The sequence below is a fragment of the Dolichospermum sp. UHCC 0260 genome (assembly GCF_009711985.1).
In the GTDB taxonomy this organism is placed as follows: Bacteria; Cyanobacteriota; Cyanobacteriia; order Cyanobacteriales; family Nostocaceae; genus Dolichospermum; species Dolichospermum lemmermannii.
The window spans coordinates 1-22,689 of the sequence record NZ_VIKZ01000065.1 but is presented as its reverse complement, the minus strand read 5'-3'; the positions used below and the strand labels follow the sequence as shown (position 1 = coordinate 22,689).

The window sequence follows — 22,689 nt, the reverse complement described above, 5'->3', positions numbered from 1 at the left end:
TGTCCTCATCTGCTTCTTTCCATTTCTCTGCTTTGAGTAAGTCGTGCAGTTTTCTGTAGTCCATTCCTACTGCTGATTTTAATTGTAGCTCTTGGTTATTTGGTGGTGTTTGTAGAGACGTTCCATGGGTAGGGATTATCGGCTCTACATTAATGGGTTGTTGAATATCATAATTAACAGGTGGAGGTGTGGGAATATTCACAACAGGTTTAACCAGCAAACCCAATAATTCCCGAAACTCCCTCACAGTTTGCGGACGGTTTTGGGGTTCTAACTCCATCCCTTTGAGAATAGCAGCATTTACCTTATCACTAATTTTCTGATTAAATTTTTGCGGTGGTGATAACTTGACATCTTCCTCAGCGCGATAATTAGCAGGAATGGGAACTCTATTCGTTAATAAACTATATAATGTCGCAGCTAAAGCATAAACATCAGTATAATAACCAAAATCTCCACGCCGTTCATATTGTTCTATGGGTGCATAACCTTCCGTTTTCTTCGCTGTCATGCTTCTGATTTTACCAGGTTGAAACTCTCGCGCTAACCCAAAATCAATTAATACTGCTTCCTTGCTTTCCCGTCGCAACAAAATATTATTGGGTTTCACATCTCGGTGTAAAAGTTTCCGTTCATGAACACATTCTAAAGCTTGTCCAATTTGGTCAATGTAGCGCAAAGCTTCGGTTTCTGACAAGTAACCATTTTCAGCAGTGTAGTTTTCCACATAAGCTGCTAAATCATCACCGTCAATGTGTTCCATCACAATAGCCCAAAGTCCATCTTCGGGAAAATTGTCGTAAACTTGGACAATATGGGGATGATAGCATTTTGATAAATCTAAGGCTTCTTTTCTAAACCTCTTTTGTATTTCCGTAAAGTCTGGTTTTTGTTGTTGTTCCCGGTTGAGGGTTTTGATCACAACCAACCTGTTTTCTTCTGTATCTTCTGCAAGATAGGTTTCACCAAAGCCACCGCCACCGATGACTTTTTTAATGATATACTGTCCGTTCTGTAGTGGGGTGTTAGGTGTCCAGGATTGCATATTGTCTGAATTAGGATTTGCAGGATTTGGGAGAGAAATTAATAATCAGTATAACATCCGCGTTTATCTGCGTTCATCTGCGTTTAATTGTCTGAATCAGGATGTCCAGGATTTAAGGATGTACAGGATGTTGTTGAATGATTTTTGGTGGGAAGTTGGATATTTTTATTTGTCTGATAGCGAAGCGTGGCGTAGCCATATCAGGATAGTTTAGGTAATGATAATATCACAATCCTGTACATCCTTAAATCCTGTAAATCCTGATTCAGACGATCCAAAATTTTACTATATATGCGCGGATAGATTTCTACTCCTAACATTAGTGTAAACCAATTATCGCATCTTGTCAAGTCTTGATGTCAAGAATCATATAAAAAACTGAAAATCAAAAATCTCCACCGCAAACCAACATCCTGTAAGTCCTAAAATCCTGTAAATCCTGATTCAGACAATCCAAAAGTTTAATATATATGCGCGGACAGATTTCTACTCCTAACATTAGTGTAAACTAAAATTTTCGCCTTGTCAAGTCTTGAGGTAAAATATTTTGAATGAATATAATGGCTATGTCCTGGGAATCCTTACCGATCTTGCCAAGGGGGCATACAATTTGCCTTTTCTCATATATAATAGTAGATTGTGTTGAATTAAAGCCAGACCATGCCTAAATTAAAGACTCGCAAGGCTGCGGCGAAGAGATTCCGCGTCACCGGTACCGGTAAAATCGTCCGCCGTAAACCGTTCAAAAACCACTTATTAGAGCATAAATCCTCTAGCAAAAAGAGCAATATGTCCAAAATGGCAATTGTTCATGAACGAGACGAACCTAACGTGCGTTTAATGCTTCCATATTTGTAAAATATCACAGGTAATAAGATATGACTCGGGTAAAACGCGGTAATGTAGCTCGTAAACGCCGCAATAAAATTCTCAAACTAGCTAAAGGTTTCCGTGGTTCTCACTCAACTTTGTTTAGAACCGCTAACCAACAAGTAATGAAGGCGCTTCGCAGTGCTTACCGCGATCGCAAAAAGAAGAAGCGTGATTTTCGCCGTCTGTGGATAGCACGGATTAACGCAGCTTCTAGACAACACGGTTTAAGCTATAGCCGTTTGATTGGTAATTTGAAAAAGGCCAATGTGGAACTAAACCGCAAAATGTTGGCACAATTGGCAATTCTTGATCCTGCAAGCTTCGCTAAAATTGCGGAACTCGCTAACTCGGTTAACGGATAAAGGTGGCAACGGATGAATAACGGATGTAACAGATGGCACTTCGGAAAATTGAAAATTAAAAATCAAGAAACTTTTTGGCATTTTTAATTGGAGTAAAACGCAGAGCGATTATGAATAAGTTACATCTGGTATTATCCGCTACCCTATTTTTGATTTTTTGGCTGTCTTTTCTCAGTGGAAATTTAACTGCATCTGCCGCAACAATGACGGAAATTCAGCAGCGAGGCTATTTAAATATGGCAGTTAAGGATAATCTTCGTCCTTTGGGATTTAGGGATGACAAGGGCAATTTACAAGGGTTAGAGATTGATTTAGCCAAACATTTGGCCAGTGATTTGTTGGGTAAAGCTGATGCTGTGAAATTGCAACCAGTAGCCAATAGCGATCGCTTACCATTAGTATTTAATCAACAAGTTGATTTGGCTATTGCTGGAGTCACAGCCACAGAGTCACGTTCCCGCATTGTTAGCTTCAGTGTTCCTTATTATTATGATGGGGCGGCAATAGTTACAAAAAATACATCTATTCAAGAATTAAAAGATATAGACAAAGGGAAAATAGCCGTTCTCAACAACTCTAGCACTGTTGGATACTTAAAATATTTTACACCATCTGCTGAATTAGTCGGTGTAAACTCCTACGCCCAAGGCTGGGAAAAAATAGAAAATAATCAAGTAGATGGCTTTGCAGCGGATGTCAGCGTTCTTAGTGGTTGGGTGCAAGTACATCCTGAATATCACATATTGACAACTAAATTATCAGCACAACCATTATCTGTAGTTATGCCAAAGGGATTGCAGTATGATGAGTTAAGACGTAACGTGAATGAAGCGATCGCTCGTTATACAGTTACAGGTTGGCTAAAAGAACGGATAGAATATTGGGGATTGTCGTAATTTAGTGAGAAATATACAACCTAATAACTGATAATAGATAGGGTATTTTAATAATTTGTATTTGTAGAAAATGGATAGCAATTTAGTCGTCATTTATCTGTCAATTTTTGTTAGTTTACTTGCATTTGCAGGTGTGAGTGTTTTTCGTCAAGTATTCAAAACCCGCAAACTTGAAAACTCTCTAGGTAAGTTAAAAAACAAATTAACTAAAGAAAAAGGTACGGCTCAAGAATATTATGAATTAGCTAGTATCTATTCAGAAAAAAAAGTATTTAGTCAAGCCATACCCCTATTTCAAAAATCTCTCAAAGCAGCCGAAGAAGAGGGAGAAGAATCTATTGCTCCCATTTACAACGGTTTGGGATATGTTTACTTTGCTCAAGAGCAATATGACTTAGCAATTCGTCAGTACAAAGAAGCGATTAAATTGAACCCAGATTATGTATCAGCCTTAAATAATCTCGGACACGCTTATGAGAAGAAAAAATTGAATGCTCAAGCCTTGGAAATGTATGAAGCAACACTCAAATTATCACCTAATAACCCCGTTGCTAAACGTCGGGCTGAATCTTTACGTCGCTTAGTTTCTATATAAGTAAATTATCTCGTTCCCAGTCTCTGACTAGGAATGCTATCACAGAGGCTCTGCCTCTACTATTATTAAAGGCAGAGCCTTCTAGAATTCATTCCCATACAGAGTATGGGAACGAGGAAAGTTAAAATATCCTCTTAATCTTACTGTTTCTCATCTTTAGTTGAGGAATCAATAAATGTACTTTTTCAGAAAAATGTGCAAGATGATTAAGAGGCTAAATCTTTTTTACAGGCTAACTATTAGCATTATTATTTTCATTAATATCTGCTGGGGATTTTCTAACATTGTATTAGCTGAAGAAGCGATAATTCCACACCCTCTCAACCCCTTAACAGAACAAGAAATTAATACAGCAGTTACCATAGTTAAAGAGCAAAAAAATCTCAGTGAAACCGCAATTTTTCCCATAATTTCCTTACAAGAACCCGATAAAAAAGCAGTCTTAAATTTTACACCTGGTAAATCATTTCTCCGCCAGGTTTTTTTGCAAGTTTATGAAATCGAACTGAATAAAACCTTTACTGGAACAGTTAATTTAAATACTAAAAATCTCACTTCCTGGCAAGAAATACCTCACGGACAACCTGCTATTTTAAACCCAGATTATGCCATAGCTAACGAAGTCGTAAAATCAGATTTACGTTGGCAAATAGCTATGCAAAAACGGGGAATTAAAGATTTTAAAAATGTAGAAATAAGTTGTTGGGGAGCAGGAATACTCAATAAAGCAGAAGCAAAATCTGGTAATCGAATTTGTCGAGCATTATCTTATTATCAAGGTAAACATTGGAATTTTTATGCCCGTCCCATAGAAGGCGTTTTAGTTACAGTTAATTTAAATAAAGGTGAAGTTGATAGCTTTGTTGATAATGGGATAGTTCCTCTTTCCCAAGAAAATTGGGATTATGATGTTAATGCTTCTAGTCAAGTAATTGCACCACCAAAAACATTAAATATTAATCAACCAGAAGGAACAAGTTTCCAAATTAAAGGTAATGAAATTACTTGGCAAGGTTGGAAATTTCGTTATTTAATGCACCCCCGCGAAGGTTTAGTTTTGTATCTTGTCAAATATAATGATGGTGAAAAAGATAGATCAATTTTATATCGTGGTAGTCTTTCAGAAATGGCAGTTCCTTACGGTCATCCTCAGCCCAATTGGTCATTTCGTAATGCCTTTGATGTGGGAGAATATAATTTGGGATTATTAGCGAATAAACTAGAATTAGGTAAAGAAATTCCTGAAAATGGAGTTTTATTAAATACAGTGTTTGCTAATCCTGAAGGAGAACCTTTTACCATACCTGGATTAATTGGTATCTATGAAAGAGATAACGGTATCCTGTGGAAACATTTTAATTACAGAAATCAACAAAAATATATCCGTCGTAATCGTGAATTAGTCATGAAAATGATGGCAACAGTTGATAACTATGATTACAGTATCAATTGGATATTTAGGCAAGACGGTACTTTAGAAGTAGAGAATGAGTTAACGGGAATTGATTTAGTCCAGGGAACAGCCAGCATAAAACAAACTGAAAATAAGTCATTTGGCAGATTATTAGCTAAAAATATCTTTGGTGTAAATCATCAGCATTTTTTCAATTATCGCTTAGATTTAGATATAGATGGACAAGCTAATTCTGTAATGGAAATGAATGTAGAAGCGTTACCAATGGGTGATAAAAACCCGTTAGGCAATGCCATAACTGTAGAAGATACTCCACTAAAAACCGAAAAATCTGCTGTGCGTGATATGGATATTCAACACAGTCGAGAATGGATGATTGCTAGTGCAAATAAACAAAATAATTTAGGTGTTTCACCTGCATATATGTTAATGCCAGGAGGAAATACAATTTTGTATGCGGTAGAAGGTGCCAATATTAGGAAAAAAGCAGGTTTTGCAACTCATCATTTTTGGGTGACAAAATATAAACCCAATGAAATGTATGCAGGTGGAGACTATCCCAATCAAACGCAATTGGGGGAGGGTTTACCAAAATATATTGGTGATAATGAATCTGTGAATAATGAAGATCTAGTTGTCTGGTACACAATGGGAATCACTCATATTCCCCGTCCAGAAGATTGGCCTGTAATGCCAACTCACCGCGTTGGTTTTAAATTGATGCCCAGGGGATTTTTTAAGAGGAATCCCGCGATTAATTTGGGTGAGTGAAACAAAAATAATATGTAATTTATTCACCCAGAAAAAAAGAAGCCCAAAATTTATTTCTGGGCTTCTCATGTCCCCTTTTAGGGCGCAAGGGCGTTACCACGAATTAAGCTACCAAGAGTTTTGGCAGTAATTTTTAATTGGGTGAAGGGGTTAGCGGGAACTACAGTTTTATAAAGATAACTATCAAAAGTTAGCTTTTGTACATCCATGTCATCACACATTTCTACAAATGCTTCGCGGGTAGCATCGGAACGATAGAAGACGTTTTGGAGAATGTCTAATACTTTGTAGGTGAGTCCGTATTTCTTATCCCAACGTTTCAGGTATACTTTGAGGTCGGCTTCTGTGGGAATCCGCGCACCGCCGTTAGCTGCTTCTACAATGGCCTCGGCGCACATTCTGCCAGATTTAGCCGCAAAATAAATACCTTCACCAGAAGACTTGGTAACATAACCAGCAGCATCTCCTACCAAGGCTATGCGTCCAACAACGCGACGGGGACGGGGATGTTCCGGGATGGGGTGTGCCTCTATTTTGATGATTTCACCGCCGGCTAGTTTTTCAGAAGCACGGGCGCGAATACCAGCTTGGAATTGTTTGATTCTGGCTTTGTTGATGTGCATTGTGCCAGTACCTACCGCTACGTGATCATATTTGGGGAATACCCAAGCGTAGAAGTCGGTAGAAACATCATCGCCAACGTACATTTCGGCGAGTTCATTGTAATAGGCCATTTTGTCTTGGGGAAGACGAATACGTTCTTGGAAAGCGATCGCATAATTGTAATCCCCAGCACCCATATCCTTAGCAATGCGGGAATTTGCCCCGTCCGCACCAACGATTAAATCCACTTTCAGGGTTTTAGTAACGCCCTGCGCTCCTTCTCCTGTATGGTCAACGTAGTGGATTGTATAGGGGTCAGACTTGCCGGCAGGAATATCAACTTTATGAACAGTGGCGTTAATTAAATTTGCCCCTAATTTTTCCGCCCGGTCTCGCAAGAAGCCATCCAACACTTCTCTGCGGCACATTCCTATGTATTCATCTTGATTTATTAGATTGATATCAACCTCACGATTAGAGGGAGAAATCATTTTCATTTTGCGGACTTGACGGTCAATAATTTCTGGAGGTAAGTCAAATTCCTTCACCATACAGAGGGGAATAGCACCCCCGCAAGGCTTGGCGTAATCTAGCTTCCGCTCAAATAAATAGGTTTCAATCCCAGCTTTAGCTAGTGTTTCAGCAGCGCATGAACCCGCAGGTCCTGAACCAACAACAGCAACCCGTAGTGTCAAAGGTTTTCTCCCAATTATAAACATTTTCCCAAAGTATCCTATCACGGACTTTTGGCTGAATTCCTTCTATAGCTCTATGTTTTGATAGAAATGCAATATTCCTTAATATTTCGATATAAAAACCCCACATTTCTTATCCTATAAGTAGAGATTAATCAATGGTAATTAACAATACCTTCACTATTTTCTGTTGATGAATTTATTGAGTGTTAAAGGCGTTAATGGTAATTATGGCGGTGAAGCTTACCGCACTGGCGAACTTCGTAAGGTTTGTGGTAATGTTATCCAACGCATTAAATTAGGTGGGCGTTCTCGTCATTTTTGTTCTCAATTTCAAAGTTAGTGTTAAATTCATATTTCTGTCTTCAAATCAACTTAAATGACTCGCTTTATCCATGATCAATTTGCCAAACAATATCTAACTGAACTATTAACACCCTATGGTCAAGTAGAAACCAGTAAAGATATCACAGCAGAAGTCAGACAAATTGACGTTGTATTTATTCCTTCACCCCAACCAACACAAAGCCTGGAAGCCCTAGGAATATTGGGACGGATGGTGAGAAATTATGCTATATTTGAACCATTCCGTAATGCTGTCACTAAAAGTGAAATTCGCAGTTGCATGGGTAAATTATTTGACATCCATGGAGACATAGAGCGTCAATCTAATCGCAATAATAACCGTATAAATGAAGCCGAATTACCCCGGCTATGGATTTTTTCTCCTACTGCGTCAGCGGAACTTCTCACAAGTTTTAATACAACTGGAGATGAAGAAAACTGGGGAAAAGGGATTTATTTTTTGGGAGAAGGCTTAAAAACCGTAATTATTGCGATTCACCAACTCCCCAACACACCAGAAACCCTATTTCTGAGAATTTTAGGGAAAGGGAAAGTACAACGACAAGCGGTTGAAGAATTAGAAGCACTGGCAAATAATAGTCCCTTCCTTGCGGATGTCATACAATTGGTACATAACCTAATTGCTGTGTTATCTGCACGTCAACGACAAGAACACGATATTGATAAAGATGATCAGGAGTTGATTATGAAATTATCGGAAATGTATCAACAACAATTAGAAGCACTCAAAAAACAAGGACTTCAAGAGGGACTTCAAGAGGGACGACAAGAAGGACGACAAGAAGGACGACAAGAAGGACGACAAGAAGGACGACAAGAAGGTGTAGAAAGGGAACGACGCGCTATGATTGAAAGTATCATGCAAGTCCGGTTTGGACAGGTTGATTCTCAGCTACAAACAATTATCAACCCTCTAATTGCCATGAATAGAGAAGAATTTACTCCTTTGCTTCTACAATTATCTCGTGAGGAGTTATTAGCTAGATTTGCACAATAATTGAGGCGAAAATCAGCAACCCCCCGCAGAATTTACAAATAAATCAAAGCGCGAAAATAGAGAATTGGGGGGTTGACAATTGCTTTGGGATTTGTTATCATGAGCTTGATAAGGAAGAACTATCTTAAACTAAATATTAATTTTCTGAAACCGCTTACTACCAAGGTAGGCGGTTATGTTTTTTGAGGAAAGAAATTACCTTTGTGTCTGGGTACAAGATAAAATTTTGAGTAAAAGCGTTTATTTTGGAACGAGGGGAATTTATGGCTGTTAAAAAAGGCAATATGGTGCGGGCTATTCGGGAAAAGTTGGAAAATAGTCTAGAAGCTAAAGCTAGTGATTCCCGCTTTCCTAGTTACTTGTTTGAAACTAAGGGGGAAATTGTCGATATTAAGGGTGATTATGCTTTGGTGAAGTTTGGACAAGTGCCAACGCCAAATATTTGGTTAAAGTTAGAACAGTTGGAAGAGTTTGTTTAATTGGTAATTGTGCTTTAGCTTAACCGACAGAAGCCCCACGCCTGACCCTAAGGGCAGCGTGGAACTACCCAACAAGTGGTAGAATCAAGATTCAGCCCCAATTCCCTCCCTAATATGTATTGCGGTTGGGAATCTAAGGTTGATAAGATTTATAATGTATAGGTGAAATTTTTCACCAACATACCAGGAACTAAACTTCCTCCTAATTGTCGGCTTTCGTAAGTTCCGACTTCGGGAATAAATTCCTGGAAGTTTGTTAAATCAATGAGATTTTCTGCACTCCAAAAACGATAGAGACTTTCATCAAAGCGTAGGTTAGCAATGGGGGCAATAATTTCGCCATTTTCTACCCAAAAGCAAGCATAACGAGTCATCCCTGTAATTCTCCCAGATGGGCGATCGCTCCAGTTTAAATAATGTAAATTAGAAACATATAACCCTGTATCTAAACTGGGTAAAATCTTCTCAAATGCCAAATTACCAGGATTAATTTCGGGAGAACGTAAGGTTTCTGAACCATTCGCACCATTAGCGGGTTTATGATATTCTTTCGCTGTGCGAGAATTAACTAAGCTATTAATTAAAATCCCTTTTTCAATTAAAGTTAATTCGGGTGCAGCCATTTCTCCTAAATTATTAAATCTGGGAACTAAACCACCTTGAAAATTTTCTTTTAAGGTGAATTTTGAAGAAAGTTGTTTTTCTTGACGTGATAAAGCAGCTAAAGCACTATTACCTTGTTGAATACTAGCTTCACTGATAGCACCCCAGGAAAGCATACCCAATAAATCAGCCACCGCAGCGGGAGCAAAATAGGTTTTATATTGTCCTTTTGGTAATTCTTTAACTGGACGAGATAGCATTTCTAGCTGCTGTTTCCCATCATTTATTTTAGCTAAATAAGCAGCTTCATTCCATTCACTGCCGGCAAAAGTTCCTTTTACAGCTTGTCCTGATGCCATAAATAAGGAATAATCTAAATTAAAGGAATCAGTCACAAACCAGTGTTTTTGTCCGCTAGAATCACCATAACCTCTGATGACAATTCCCCCAGCATACATCCCCGTAAAATCTAAATTAGTCACAGTTTCGAGAATACTAGGAACTAATATTTCTGGAGTTAGTAATTTACCAGTATTAATTTCTCGACTGCTATGATTTCCTGATGGTAAAACTAAATAAGGATCAATTGGTAATAATGGTAATTCATCACGTAATTCTTGTAAAGCTGTGGATGATAATTCCCAATCTATATCCCAATTTCCAGTCAAAGGAAACTGACGAAAACTACTGCGTTGATTGGCCATTAAGGTTAGTTGAATCGAACCATCATGAACATAACCTGTTTGTCTAACTTTGGCAGAATTAAAGCGGGTAAATTGACTACTTTCGCTGCTAAGTCGCACAGTAAAATGTTCATTTTCTGCGTTTTTAATCAGCAGGGTTTCCACAAGTTGATTAAAAGTTTTTTCTAGCGTTGATAATTCTTCTGGTTTCATTTTTTAAATTGTATCTGGATCAATATTTAATTCTCGCAATTTTGCTGCTAAACGTTCTGCTTTTCTAGCTTCCCGTTCTGCTCTTTGGGATTCTATTTCTGCTCTTTGAGTTTGTATTGCTGTTTTTTTAATTTCAGCTTCTGCGGTTTCTTCTGGTGTAGGTACTAACTCTCCTGCTGGAGTAAAATACCTCAACAATCCTTGATGAATCCCTAAGTATAAACCTAACTGTTCACTCCATAAATGTCCCTTTTCATTTAGTCCTAAAGGTTGATATTTATTATCAACTAAATGAAAACCTGCAAATTCTAATGTATAAGGGTCAAACCAAAAATAATCCGGTGTGCGGAAAGTATTTTGATAAAGTTCCTTTTTATATTCTCTATCAGTATTAGCTGTACTGGGTGAAAGAATTTCTAAAATGAAATTAGGATATTTACCATCTTCTTCCCACACTATCCAGCTTTTGCGGGTTTTGCGTTCAGTTTCCAAGACCACAAAGAAATCAGGACCTCGGAAATATTCTGATTTTTTCTGGTTAGGACTATAGTAAATACTAAGATTTCCCGCAGCATAGAAATCATATCTATCTTTCCACAACCATTTGAGACATTTAATTAAGAGCATAATCTGCTCTAGATGTAGTTCTGTTTCCACGGAAGGTTCATCACTATATAAATCACTAGGAGGAAAGATGACATCTGCGGAGATGTCTTGTTGAAGTTCTAATTCTTGAGCAATGATCATATTGATATGGCATCAAGTAGTTACTTGTTCATTGTAGCATTAATTAAACTTTGCGCCTTTGCTCCTTTGCCTCTTTGCGCGAAACATAATTCATTAACCACCACCAAAAACCTCCACATTTGCAAATTCACAAACTGGTGAACCATGACCTACAGAAATTGCTTGATTTGGTTCTCCTTTACCGCAGAAAGGTGTACCATATATTTGCCAATTAGTATCATTACCAACTTTAATTAAACTATGCCAAAATTCTGGCGTAGTGGCACGATAGTTAGGATTACGAAGGGTTTTAGTAAGTTTACCGTTTTCAATTAATTTGGCATATTCACAACCAAATTGAAATTTATAACGTTGATCATCTATTGACCAAGAACGGTTAGATTCCATGTAAATCCCATGTTCTATTCCTGAGATAATTTCCTCAAAGGTGGCGTTTCCTGGTTCTAAATTCAAGTTAGCCATTCTATCAATTGGGGGACGATTCCAGGAACAAGCACGCGCACAAGCAACACCGGGTAAATCTGCTCTGGCTTGACTTTCTAAACTGCCTAAACCCCGTTGTAAAATGCCTTTTTTAATCACATATTCTTTGGTTGCTGCTGCACCAGTATCATCAAAACTATAACTGGCAAATTCACATGGTACTGTAGGATCAAAGGTGATATTCATCAGTGGTGAACCATATTCTAATTTACCAAAATCATCTTTGGTAACAAAACTACCTCCAGCATAGTTGCGTTCATCTCCTAAAATGCGGTCAATTTCTAAAGGATGTCCGATACTTTCGTGAATTTGTAGCATCATTTGGTCTGGTGCTAAAACTAAATTAGTGCGGGTATTTGGACATTCTTCCGCTGTTAATAATTCTAATGCCTGTTCACCAACTTTTTGAACTTGATGCCATAAATTATCGTGTTTGAACAGTTCCCAACCTCCTTGATAAGAGTTTGCATGAGCGCCGTTATTGCTGCGTTGTTGGACGATTGTGCCATCTTGAGCGATCGCTCCAAAATGATGACTAAGAGATAGAATATTCTGATATATTTCGGAACCATTACTACTCACAAACCAAGTTTCTTTTTGATCTGTACCGACGGTGGCTGTAGTTTGAATGATTTTATCGTTAATTTTGAGTTGCTGACAAATCCGAATTAGTAAGTTGTTGATTTCTCCAGGACTAAAAGCGTTAAATGGTTCTAAAAATGGTGAGTTATATTCACCAACTACTTGAGGACGGGTATTTTCACTCAGGGGATATATCCACCATTTACTAGCTGCTAATGCTTGTTTATAGGCGATTTCCGCAGCGTTTTGTAAGCTGGAAATATCTAAGGAGTTAGTGGCTGCATAACCTAAACAACCATCAACTATGACTTCTATCATTGCTCCCATATCCAATGATTTACCATTGCTTTGGGGTAAACCATCACGCACGGAATGATGGGTTGAAGTTGTTTTTACGGCTCTAATTCCTACCCAGTCAGCGGGGATGTTTAAATGAGAAATTGCGGTTGTTAATTGTTTCCACATTGTGTTAATTAAAAATTGAGAATTAAAAATTCAGAGTTCTGAATTCATTTTTGGTTATTTTGCTGTGTTTTGATAATGATAGCAGCAATGATCTTGATTAATTCATTAATTTCACCAAATATAGGTACTAACCTATGTTCAGGAATTAACTCAGATGCAATTAGTAGTTTTAGCCAATATCTAGTTTCCCTTGCTTCTTTTAAAGCAATTTTTAATTTGTGAATAAAATCTGCTGTACTTTCCGCTGCTTGTGATTCATCAACATTTGCTCCAATAGATGTTCCAGACCTCAGCAATTGTTTTGATATTGTGCGTGCCACTCCTAAACTTTCATCTAACACCTTACAAAGCTTAACAATGCGTACAGCAAACTCAAATGTTCTATCAGTGATTGCTTTGTAGTTGCTCATCTCCTCCTTTTTAATTTTTAATTCTTAATTTTTAATTTACCCTCTATGCCAGCGTGTTCCTTCTTTGCTATCTATTAAGGTGATGCCTTTTGTTAAAAGTTCATCACGAATGCGATCTGATTCGGCGAAGTTTTTGGTTTTTCTTGCTGTTTGTCTTTGTTGAATTAGTTCTTCAATATAAACATCACTTAAACCATCATTGACAGGATTTTCTGTTTCTGGTTTGGCGGTTAAACCTAAAACTTCTGCTAATGTAATTAGGGTTTGCCATTTTTGCAGTAGTTCGTTAGCTGGGGTTGCTGTTTTTCCTTGATGTACAATAATATTCCCTTCCCGATTTAGCTCTTTGGCTAATTCAAAAATTATTACTAAACCACCAGGAAAATTAAAATCATCATTAACGGCTTCTTGAAATCTCTCAATCTCGGAATTTTGGATTTGGTTAGATTCATCCCACTCTAGTTTTTTACCATGTTGATGTCCAAATAATAAACCTTCTTTGATAGTATGCCAGCCGTTGGTTGCTGCTAATATAGCATCATCGGTAAAATCTATGGGTTTACGATATTGTGCCATCATCACAAATAAACGCACGGCCATTGGATCTACACCCCGATCTAATAATTGACGAATGGTGATAAAATTACCCAAGGATTTGGACATTTTTTCCCCATCTACTTTGACCATGCCGTTGTGTAACCAATAATTGGCTAAAGGTTTGCCGGTAACGGCTTCCGATTGAGCAATTTCGTTTTCATGGTGGGGGAAAATTAAGTCAGCACCACCAGCATGAATATCTATGGTATCACCCAAGCGATCGCGTACCATGGCCGAGCATTCTATATGCCATCCGGGGCGACCTTTTCCCCAAGGAGACTCCCACGCGGGTTCACCGGGTTTTGCAGACTTCCACAGGGCAAAATCAAAGGGGTATCGCTTCTTTTGATATTCTGGGTCTTCGACGTTTACCCGTTCACTTGCACCGGCTTGCATATCTTCTAATTTCCGTCCCGAAAGTTTGCCATATTCGGCAAAATTCTGGACTGCATAATACACATCACCGTGAGACGGATACGCAAAACCTTTATGTTCTAAATCGTGAATTAATCTCTGAATACCATTCATTGTATGTGTAGCGCGGGGATATTCATCAGCTTCTTTAATTCCCAACCGCGACATATCTTCAAAATATGCTTGAATATATTTTTCGGCGACAACTTCCATGGAAGAACCTTCTTCTCTGGCGCGTTTGAGAATTTTATCATCAATATCCGTAAAATTTTGGATATAGCGGACATTATAACCGATAAATTGCAGATAACGACGCACTACATCCCAAACAATACAAGCTCTAGCATGACCCAAATGGCAGTAATCATAAACCGTCACGCCGCAATAATACATCTTAACTTTGCCAGGTTCAACGGTGGTAAATTGTTCTTGACGACGGGTGAGGGTATTGTAAATAGATAGGGTCATAATAGAGGAATAAGGCAATCTGACGATAAACAATGATAACGCAAGTTGATGACAATGGCGTAAATGAAAATTTTAGTAGCTAATAATTGGCTATGATTATTGTTAGTAATACTTCGTAATCTTGTCAACACCTGGAGGTAAAGTATGATTCAATCTATCATTTAATCAATGGAGAATATCGAGTTAGTCAATTTAGAGAAAATCAAACTATAGTATCACCAACTTTCCCAGAGCTTACCCTCAGTGTTAACCAGATTTTTCAAGCTGGTATGTAAATATGTTATACCAATTTTATATGAGACGGCACAGAATCATGAAATCCATAAATTCATCCGTCTTCATCTGCGTTTATCTGCGTTTATCTGCGGTCAATCATTCTTGAAATCTGATTCTATACAGCTTCATCTTAATTTGGTATTACTCTAACGCCGAGTGGACAAAATCAAGATAAAATTTAGAATACACCAAAATCCTCCTTTATGACTATGACATCATCAGTTACTACAGAATCTCACCCAATGGCAGCGACCAAACAAGGTTTACCAGTAACAATTATTACGGGTTTCCTTGGTAGTGGTAAGACGACTTTACTCAATCATATTCTCACAAATCAGCAAGGTGTAAAAACTGCTGTGTTAGTGAATGAATTTGGCGAAATTGGTATTGATAATGAATTGGTTGTTTCCACTGATGAAAACATGGTGGAATTAAGTAATGGCTGTATTTGTTGCACAATTAATAATGACTTGGTTGATGCTGTTTACAAGGTTTTAGAAAGGGAAGAAAAGCTAGATTATCTAGTTGTAGAAACAACTGGTTTAGCAGACCCTTTACCCGTAGCTATGACATTTCTGGGTTCAGAATTGCGAGATTTAACTCGGTTGGATTCTATTATTACTGTAGTTGATGCGGCAAATTATAGCTTAGATTTATTCAATTCTGAAGCGGCTTTGAGTCAAATTACTTATGGTGATGTCATTATTCTCAATAAAACTGATTTAGTTGATGAAACCACTTTGCAGGAATTGGAGAAAAAAATCAACAATATTAAGGAAGGTTCCAGAATTATTCGCACGACAAAATCCCAAGTTCCCCTACCTTTAATTCTTAGTGTTGGTTTGTTTGAATCTGATAAATATTTTGATGACCACGCAGAAGAACATCATGATCATGATGATTGTGGACATGAACATCACGATGATCATGATCATTCTACCTGTGGCCATGACCACCATGATCATCAACATCATCATCATTCTGACCACTTAGAAAATGATGGTTTTATCTCTATTTCTTTCCAAAGTGATAAACCTTTTTCGATTAGAAAGTTTCAACATTTCTTAGATAACCAATTACCCACAAATGTCTTCCGTGCTAAGGGAATTATGTGGTTTGATGAAAGTCCCCAACGTCATATTTTCCATCTTTGCGGTAAACGCTTCACTATTGATGATGATCAATGGAAAGGTGAAAAGAAAAATCAGTTAGTGTTAATTGGTCAAAATCTGGATACCGAAACCTTACTTCAGCAGTTAGAAAACTGTATTTGTCTTCCTTCTATTAGTAGAGGTAAAGGATTTGGGAAGTAATAATTAAATAATATCCAGAACCCCGACTTCTTCAAGAAGTCGGGGTTCTTGTTTTTTGTCAATGCTATAATACAGCAGATTTCGCTCTAATGAGGTACAAACTTAAATTATAAAACTCTTGTAGTGCGGGCATCTTGCCCGCTGGATATGTACCTCATAACACCGGAAAGTGCTGTATAAAGAATTTTATTGGTAATCCTAAACAACCGACAATCTCTGTTTGTAATTTAATTGATGAAGAATATCAAATTAGCAAGTTTCGAGATCATGAACGGATTATTTCCCAAACTTTTCCTGAATTAGATCTTACTGCAAATCAGATTTTTAAAGCTTATATATAATAAAATCATAATTTATGAATAAATTGTTCCATGACATACTCCCTGAGAACAGATTGCAAACTGTACATACCCGCTTCTCTCTCTATTAAAGATCGTGAATATAGCCTCTCTATTGCTTGTAAAAGTTGGGATATAGAAACATTAGGTAATATATTTTTATTTTGCGCCAAATCCGTCAGGTTTATTAATCGCTGGTCAGTGGCCAGACAGTACATAATTTGCCATTCTAGAACCGAGAGGGGATTTAACTGCTGTTCTAGTAAGCTGTTTATATAATTACTGACTAATAATGTATTTTGTTTGAGGAACTCTTCAATATTACCATCAAATAAGTCAATAATAATATTAATAACAACTTTAATTTTCAAGGGATTATGACCATAAGAATGGGATAATTCATACTTATGTTGATCCGTTCCCAATAGTCGCCTTGATTGTAGCAGAGAAAAAGCTATTTCTGATGAACCAGTCAACCTCAAAGAACGGACTGATAATGACCACCCCTCCAATTCAGTGAGTTGAACAGGTTTGTCTCGACTGGTAAAAATTAAATTGCTTTGATGTTTCGTGTCTGCAATGATCCGGATTAACTGAATATATTTGATATAATCAACATCCAAAACCGTATCTAGATTATCCCAGATAATGAGACATCGGTGTTCATACAGATAATGGATCAGCTGATTGATATTGGGTGTACTTTCCCGACGATGGGAAATAAAGGAAAGCATCTCGGTGATCATACTATCAAAAGATGGGACTGTTGGCACTGAACGCCAAAAAACGTAATCAAACTGATCCTGAATTTGTTTTGTCAGTTGAGTAGCTAAGGTTGTTTTCCCAACTCCATCCATACCAAATAATCCTACTAAGTGACAGCCATCCTCCAAAATCCATGATTCTAGTTGTGTCAGTTCTTGGCTGCGGCCATAAAATGCTGAAATATCAATCGCTGTTCCCCAGTCTTGATTTGATATCTTTGTTTGTTTTTTACGTATTTTTGCGTATGAATATAGAGGAGTAGATATTACTTCTGTATTTGAAATACTGATTTCTTGCCAATCTAGACTTAATCTCCGACATAGTTCTTCAAAGGTTGCACAATCAACGGGTTTACCATTCAGGAAGTTGCTAACTGTAGTTAAGCATAATCCTGCATCATTAGCTAAAGCTCTTTGAGTCCGATAGCCTTTTTGTATAATTTTTGACTTAATCTCATTAATATAGTTATGATGAATTCTCAGTGACCTGGGCATAAGTAATTTCAAAATATGAAGATTGAAAATCTAAAAAATCAAGTCTTTATTCGGTATTTTACTAAATTTGCAGAAATTATGGCTTTAATTTTCTCAAAATTAATTAGTCATTACAATCTATCTTTAGATAGATGACAAAGGTTTTAACCTAGTAAATTTTGTTATTTTATACAATAATCAAGTATGCGTAATTTAAAACCTTTGTAGGAATGTTCCATCTGTAGGGGACAGAGAAGAGGATGGCAAATTGGCAAGCTTTACCTAAAATAATTGATTAGCTTATGCAAACATCTTGGGTTTGCGCTATGTGTGTATTTCTCAAAACAGTCATAAAAATTATCTAAGTCAGTCATAACTTAGTATTTTCCGGTACAGAACCCGGTCATTTGTGGAGTAGATTAAAAAAGTAAGGAATCTAAAAATATACAGGGTTCAGAGTTATAGTTATGGCAGAATCTACCAAATCCGTTGTCTTCGTTGATCCCAACGTTGCAGACTATAGAAATATAGTTGATAGCGTTAAACCTGGTACACTGTTGTTTCTTCTCAGTGCCAACCAAGACGGTATTCAGCAAATTACTCAGAATTTATCAGGACTGACAAACATTGATAGCCTTCAGATTATTTCTCAAGGGTCAGAAGGCAGTTTGTCACTTGGTTCAACTGTCCTCAACTCCGCAAACCTCAGCAATTACACATCACAATTGCAGCAGTGGGGTCAATCTCTCACCGTCACAGCAGACATTCTGTTGTATGCTTCCAATGTTGCTCAGGGTTCAGCAGGTAAAACTTTTGTCCAGCAAATTAGTCAGTTGACCGGGGCAGATGTAGCTGCATCTGATGACTTGACTGGGAATACGGCATCAGGTGGAGACTGGGTATTAGAATACACTACTGGATTGATTGAGGCATCTCCAGCGCTAGAAATTCCATCCATCACCTCGAACGGAAATAGTCAAGATACCGTAGGAAAATATCGAACTCCGCAACCAGCCTATGCCTCTGATAAACTGATTGTCAAATTGAAGCGACAACCCGATATCACTCAAGCCAATGAGATTAAAAGCACCCTGGGAGTAGTTAGCACAAAAACTATTGATCTCACAGGCGCTCAAATATGGACATTATCTGGAAAAACCTCTGTAGAAACTGCCCTCGCTACATACAGAAATAGTCCCTTGTTCGAGTACATCGAGCCAGATTATATTGTCACCACAGCAGCCACATTCCCCAATGACCCAAGCTTTCCTCAACTATGGGGATTACATAACACAGGTCAAAATGGCGGTACTCCTGATGCAGATATTGATGCTCCTGAAGCCTGGGATATCCAAAAAGGCAATCCCAACCTGGTCATAGGAGTGATTGATACAGGAGTTGATTATAACCACCCTGATCTAGTAGGCAATATTTGGACTAATCCAGGAGAAATCGCCGGCGATGGCATTGATAACGATAATAACGGATATATTGATGACATTCGCGGCTGGGACTTTGCCTATAATGACAACAACCCCAGTGATGTGCACGGACATGGCACCCACGTTTCTGGAACTATTGCTGGTAAAGGTAATAACGGCGTTGGTGTAACCGGGGTGGCCTGGAATGCCAAGATTATGCCTCTGAAGTTTTTGAACGATAGTGGTTCAGGCACTCTCTCCGCCGCCATTTTAGCAATTAACTATGCCACAGCCAAGGGCGTGAAAATAACCAACAACTCCTGGGGTGGCGGTCCGTATACTCAATCTCTCTACGATGCCATTAATGCAGCAGGTCAAGCTGGGGCTTTATTTATTGCGGCGGCTGGTAATAGTGGACAAAACGCAGATACCAGTCCCATGTATCCCGCTGCCTACAACCTAGCTAATATTATCTCTGTTGCGTCCACGACTCGCACCGATTCCCTCTCTTCCTTTTCCAACTATGGTTTAACCAGTGTTGATTTAGGAGCGCCAGGTTCAGACATTTACAGCACCACACCTAACAACACTTATTCCACCTATTCTGGCACATCAATGGCCAGTCCCCACGTTGCCGGGGCTGCGGCTTTAGTCTGGTCTCAAAATCCGACTTGGACCGCACAACAGGTTAAAAATACCTTGATGAACACCGGTGACCCAATTGCTGCCCTAGCAGGGAAAACGGTATCCGGTAAACGGCTAAATGTCTATAATGCTTTGGCAGCAGCTAACTTACCTTCTGTAACTGTCAGTGTCAGTCCTGCCACTGTTCAAGAAGACGGTGCGACTAACTTGGTTTATACCTTTACTCGCACCAATTTAAACCTAAGTTCTCCCCTGACCGTTAACTTCGGGGCGAGTGGCATAGCAAACGCCGCCCCGGTGGGAAGCGACCCAGCAGATTATAGTGTTATCACCAATGGCAGTGTTACCTTTAATCCGACGACGAAACTGGGAACTGTCACCTTTGCTGCTAATGCCACAACAGCAACGGTTGCGGTTGATCCGATTGCTGATACGGTACAGGAAAATAACGAATCAGTTATTTTAACTGTCAATTCTGGGACAGGCTACATTGGTGGTTCTCCTAATACAGCAACGGGAACTATTATTTCTGAGGAAGGATTTACTACTTACTTCTCCGATGATTTTGCTAATAACACGAAGGGTTGGACTCTGGGGACAGAATGGCAAATCGGTGCGGCCAAGACTTCTACGGGTCAGATTTATGGCAACCCTGATCCTGGAACGGACAATACTCCTACTGCCGATAATGGTGTAGCCGGAGTAGTGATTGGTGGAAATGCTTCTACTTCACTACATAGCTATTACTACCTAACCAGTCCTGTAATTAACACCAGCACCGCTAATAAGCTGTTCTTTGAATATGCTCGTTGGCTGAATAGTGACTACACTCCCTATATGCAGAACACAGTTGATATCTTCAACGGTTCTAGCTGGGTCAATCTCTGGAGTTCAGGTGGAAGTCCAGGTGTTCAAGATAACGCTTGGACCCCTCAACAATTTAATATTAGTGCTTACAAGAGTGCCTCCACTCAAATTCGTTTCGGGTTCAATGTTGGTAGCTCTGGTGTATTTACAGTAAGTTCTTGGAACGTTGATGATGTCAAAATCTATGGTGATGGTGGAAGTACCTTACCTGTAATCACCGTTGCTGCCACAGATGCAAGTGCTGCTGAAACCCTACTAGGAACAACACCAAATCCCGGACAATACACCTTAACCCGCACAGGTTCTACCACCAGTAGCTTAACAGTTAACGTCGGACTGACCGGAACAGCCACCAATGGTACAGATTACACAAACATTCCTAATACTGTTACCTTTGCCGCAAATTCTAGCACAGCCTTAGTCAACCTGAACGTCACTGATGACACCTTGGTAGAAGGACCAGAAACTGCCATCCTCACCGTCACATCAGGGACAGGCTACACTGTCGGTACATCAGCTAGTGCCACAGTCAATATTGCTGATAATGATTTCCGCAGTATTAACCTCAGTGCCAATCAAACCATTGTTGAAGGTTTCACCAGTCCGCAAACCGTTGGTTATACCGCTACTCTTTCCAGCGCCAGCCCTCAAACCATTACCGTCCAATATGCCACTACTAACGGTACGGCTACAGCAGGCTCAGACTATACCAGCACCAACGGAACTCTAACCTTTAACCCTGGTGTTACTAGTCAGGTCATCAATATTCCCATTCTCAATGATTCCCTGAACGAAGCAAATGAGACTTTTACCCTCTCCCTTTCCTCTCCCACCAATGCTAATTTGGGTATAAGCAAGACTGTAACAACCATAACCGATACCCTCACAGCCTCTGTTACCACAACCTTGCCAGACAACGTAGAAAACCTCACTCTCACAGGAACAGCCGCAATTAACGGTACAGGTAATGCTGGCAATAACGTTCTCACTGGTAATAGTGCCAATAACACTCTTGCAGGTCTAAATGGAAACGATACCTATGTCTTTGTTGCTAAAAGTGGCTTGGGAACAGATACCATTATCGAAACAACAACCGGGGGTATTGATACTATTGACTTTAGTGGTACTACTGGTGCTGTGAAGCTTAATTTGGGTGTCACCACATCGCAAACAGTTAATAGCAACCTTAAACTCATTCTCTCTGCCAACAATGTGATTGAAAACGCTATAGGTGGCACAGGAAATGACCGTCTCACGGGTAATGCCCTGAATAATACGTTAAATGGCGGTGGTGGCAATGACCAACTGCAAGGACTAGGAGGAGATGACATTTTGTGGGGAGGACTCGGTGATGATATTCTCACCGGAGGATCAGGTAATGATACATATCTGTTCAAAGGCAATGGTGTTTTTACCACTGCATTAGGTGTTGATTACATCACTCAGTTTGATATAGGACAAGACAAAATCGCACTGAGTAAAGCTACTTTCAATGCTGTAATCAATGGGGTGGGTCAGGCTTTAACTGACTTTGCAGTTGTTGGTGATGATCACTTGGTCAACCCCAGTAATGCTCGTATTGTCTTTAGCCAAAGCAGTGGTAGTTTGTTTTATAACCAAGACGGAAATCTTTTGGGTGCAACATCAGTATTTGAGTTTGCCCGTTTAGGTAATCCTGATATCACCCTCAGTGTTAGTGATTTCAGCTTGCTTGTTTAGGAGACAACGACCGAAATTAAATATGCGCTATCTAGAACATTTGTAGAGACTTGTAGAGACGTTACATAAAACGTCTCTACATCAAAAAATAATTCCGTTGATTTTTCTATC

General features: G+C 38.8%; 17 protein-coding genes and 3 pseudogenes. 12 read left to right on the top strand and 8 right to left on the bottom strand.

The features are described 5' to 3' along the window. Window positions 1-1,045, bottom strand: a 1,045-nt coding sequence (locus FJR08_RS20080) for a protein kinase (protein ID WP_254435811.1), incomplete at its 3' end; no start/stop codon positions are given. Between the two features lie 660 nt (window positions 1,046-1,705). Here FJR08_RS20080 and rpmI point away from each other — a divergent pair. The 5 genes from rpmI (at window position 1,706) to FJR08_RS20055 (ending at window position 5,956) form a co-directional block, all read left to right on the top strand. Next, a complete protein-coding gene (gene rpmI, locus FJR08_RS20075; RefSeq protein WP_015079972.1) occupies window positions 1,706-1,903 on the top strand; it encodes a 50S ribosomal protein L35 in 198 nt (65 codons plus the stop codon). 20 nt (window positions 1,904-1,923) lie between these two features. Then, window positions 1,924-2,280, top strand: coding sequence for a 50S ribosomal protein L20 (rplT, locus tag FJR08_RS20070; RefSeq protein ID WP_015079973.1), 357 nt, complete (start codon window positions 1,924-1,926; stop codon window positions 2,278-2,280). A 110-nt stretch (window positions 2,281-2,390) separates the two neighbouring features. Beyond that, a complete protein-coding gene (locus FJR08_RS20065; RefSeq protein WP_168634326.1) occupies window positions 2,391-3,176 on the top strand; it encodes a transporter substrate-binding domain-containing protein in 786 nt (261 codons plus the stop codon). A 70-nt stretch (window positions 3,177-3,246) separates the two neighbouring features. Then, window positions 3,247-3,771 (top strand): tetratricopeptide repeat protein, encoded by a 525-nt coding sequence (locus FJR08_RS20060; protein ID WP_168634325.1) that lies wholly within the window; start codon window positions 3,247-3,249, stop codon window positions 3,769-3,771. 202 nt (window positions 3,772-3,973) lie between these two features. Continuing rightward, complete coding sequence (locus tag FJR08_RS20055; protein ID WP_168634324.1) at window positions 3,974-5,956, top strand: primary-amine oxidase; 1,983 nt, start codon at window positions 3,974-3,976, stop codon at window positions 5,954-5,956. A gap of 77 nt (window positions 5,957-6,033) precedes the next feature. On the opposite strand, the gene chlP is transcribed toward FJR08_RS20055, so the two are convergent. Next, window positions 6,034-7,254: a geranylgeranyl reductase gene (gene chlP / locus FJR08_RS20050; protein ID WP_148764917.1), complete on the bottom strand. Its 1,221-nt coding sequence runs from the start codon at window positions 7,252-7,254 to the stop codon at window positions 6,034-6,036. A 196-nt stretch (window positions 7,255-7,450) separates the two neighbouring features. Here chlP and FJR08_RS20045 point away from each other — a divergent pair. From FJR08_RS20045 to FJR08_RS20035, 3 genes and pseudogenes are all read left to right on the top strand, one after another. Next, window positions 7,451-7,597 (top strand): annotated as a pseudogene (locus FJR08_RS20045) (zinc finger domain-containing protein); the annotation flags it as partial. Window positions 7,598-7,633: 36 nt separating this feature from the next. Further along, window positions 7,634-8,617, top strand: a complete 984-nt coding sequence (locus FJR08_RS20040) for a hypothetical protein (protein ID WP_168634323.1) — start codon at window positions 7,634-7,636, stop codon at window positions 8,615-8,617. A 263-nt stretch (window positions 8,618-8,880) separates the two neighbouring features. Next, window positions 8,881-9,096, top strand: coding sequence for an NAD(P)H-quinone oxidoreductase subunit O (locus FJR08_RS20035; RefSeq protein ID WP_015079980.1), 216 nt, complete (start codon window positions 8,881-8,883; stop codon window positions 9,094-9,096). Window positions 9,097-9,245: 149 nt separating this feature from the next. Here FJR08_RS20035 and FJR08_RS20030 read toward each other — a convergent pair whose 3' ends face one another. The 5 genes from FJR08_RS20030 to cysS all read right to left on the bottom strand — a co-directional run bounded on the left by FJR08_RS20030 (window position 9,246) and on the right by cysS (window position 14,761). Beyond that, on the bottom strand, window positions 9,246-10,595 hold the full coding sequence (locus FJR08_RS20030; protein ID WP_168634322.1) for a TldD/PmbA family protein: 1,350 nt from the start codon (window positions 10,593-10,595) through the stop codon (window positions 9,246-9,248). Window positions 10,596-10,598: 3 nt separating this feature from the next. Then, window positions 10,599-11,342, bottom strand: a complete 744-nt coding sequence (locus tag FJR08_RS20025) for a Uma2 family endonuclease (protein WP_168634321.1) — start codon at window positions 11,340-11,342, stop codon at window positions 10,599-10,601. A gap of 93 nt (window positions 11,343-11,435) precedes the next feature. After that, a complete protein-coding gene (locus FJR08_RS20020) occupies window positions 11,436-12,872 on the bottom strand; it encodes a TldD/PmbA family protein (protein ID WP_168634320.1) in 1,437 nt (478 codons plus the stop codon). A gap of 44 nt (window positions 12,873-12,916) precedes the next feature. After that, on the bottom strand, window positions 12,917-13,282 hold the full coding sequence (locus FJR08_RS20015) for a four helix bundle protein (RefSeq protein ID WP_168634319.1): 366 nt from the start codon (window positions 13,280-13,282) through the stop codon (window positions 12,917-12,919). Between the two features lie 36 nt (window positions 13,283-13,318). Beyond that, on the bottom strand, window positions 13,319-14,761 hold the full coding sequence (gene cysS, locus FJR08_RS20010) for a cysteine--tRNA ligase (protein ID WP_168634318.1): 1,443 nt from the start codon (window positions 14,759-14,761) through the stop codon (window positions 13,319-13,321). A 149-nt stretch (window positions 14,762-14,910) separates the two neighbouring features. Here cysS and FJR08_RS23815 point away from each other — a divergent pair. The 3 genes and pseudogenes from FJR08_RS23815 to FJR08_RS23810 all read left to right on the top strand — a co-directional run. Beyond that, window positions 14,911-15,036: pseudogene (locus FJR08_RS23815) on the top strand (Uma2 family endonuclease); the annotation flags it as partial. Between the two features lie 210 nt (window positions 15,037-15,246). Then, window positions 15,247-16,350, top strand: a complete 1,104-nt coding sequence (locus FJR08_RS20005) for a GTP-binding protein (RefSeq protein WP_168634327.1) — start codon at window positions 15,247-15,249, stop codon at window positions 16,348-16,350. Between the two features lie 179 nt (window positions 16,351-16,529). Then, window positions 16,530-16,691, top strand: a pseudogene (locus tag FJR08_RS23810) (Uma2 family endonuclease); the annotation flags it as partial. 5 nt (window positions 16,692-16,696) lie between these two features. Here FJR08_RS23810 and FJR08_RS20000 read toward each other — a convergent pair. Further along, window positions 16,697-17,947, bottom strand: coding sequence for an NB-ARC domain-containing protein (locus FJR08_RS20000; protein WP_168634317.1), 1,251 nt, complete (start codon window positions 17,945-17,947; stop codon window positions 16,697-16,699). Between the two features lie 446 nt (window positions 17,948-18,393). Here FJR08_RS20000 and FJR08_RS19995 point away from each other — a divergent pair, with 446 nt between their 5' ends. After that, on the top strand, window positions 18,394-22,578 hold the full coding sequence (locus FJR08_RS19995) for a S8 family serine peptidase (RefSeq protein WP_168634316.1): 4,185 nt from the start codon (window positions 18,394-18,396) through the stop codon (window positions 22,576-22,578). Window positions 22,579-22,689: the final 111 nt, after the last annotated feature.

Bases quoted from the DNA above. Each gene is read 5' to 3' on its own strand.
- rpmI (WP_015079972.1), top strand. From the start codon at position 1,706: ATGCCTAAATTAAAGACTCGCAAGGCTGCGGCGAAGAGATTCCGCGTC.
- rplT (WP_015079973.1), top strand. From the start codon at position 1,924: ATGACTCGGGTAAAACGCGGTAATGTAGCTCGTAAACGCCGCAATAAA.
- FJR08_RS20065 (WP_168634326.1), top strand. From the start codon at position 2,391: ATGAATAAGTTACATCTGGTATTATCCGCTACCCTATTTTTGATTTTT.
- FJR08_RS20060 (WP_168634325.1), top strand. From the start codon at position 3,247: ATGGATAGCAATTTAGTCGTCATTTATCTGTCAATTTTTGTTAGTTTA.
- FJR08_RS20055 (WP_168634324.1), top strand. From the start codon at position 3,974: ATGATTAAGAGGCTAAATCTTTTTTACAGGCTAACTATTAGCATTATT.
- FJR08_RS20040 (WP_168634323.1), top strand. From the start codon at position 7,634: ATGACTCGCTTTATCCATGATCAATTTGCCAAACAATATCTAACTGAA.
- FJR08_RS20035 (WP_015079980.1), top strand. From the start codon at position 8,881: ATGGCTGTTAAAAAAGGCAATATGGTGCGGGCTATTCGGGAAAAGTTG.
- FJR08_RS20030 (WP_168634322.1), bottom strand. From the start codon at position 10,595: ATGAAACCAGAAGAATTATCAACGCTAGAAAAAACTTTTAATCAACTT.
- FJR08_RS20025 (WP_168634321.1), bottom strand. From the start codon at position 11,342: ATGATCATTGCTCAAGAATTAGAACTTCAACAAGACATCTCCGCAGAT.
- FJR08_RS20020 (WP_168634320.1), bottom strand. From the start codon at position 12,872: ATGTGGAAACAATTAACAACCGCAATTTCTCATTTAAACATCCCCGCT.
- FJR08_RS20015 (WP_168634319.1), bottom strand. From the start codon at position 13,282: ATGAGCAACTACAAAGCAATCACTGATAGAACATTTGAGTTTGCTGTA.
- cysS (WP_168634318.1), bottom strand. From the start codon at position 14,761: ATGACCCTATCTATTTACAATACCCTCACCCGTCGTCAAGAACAATTT.
- FJR08_RS20005 (WP_168634327.1), top strand. From the start codon at position 15,247: ATGACATCATCAGTTACTACAGAATCTCACCCAATGGCAGCGACCAAA.
- FJR08_RS20000 (WP_168634317.1), bottom strand. From the start codon at position 17,947: ATGCCCAGGTCACTGAGAATTCATCATAACTATATTAATGAGATTAAG.
- FJR08_RS19995 (WP_168634316.1), top strand. From the start codon at position 18,394: ATGGCAGAATCTACCAAATCCGTTGTCTTCGTTGATCCCAACGTTGCA.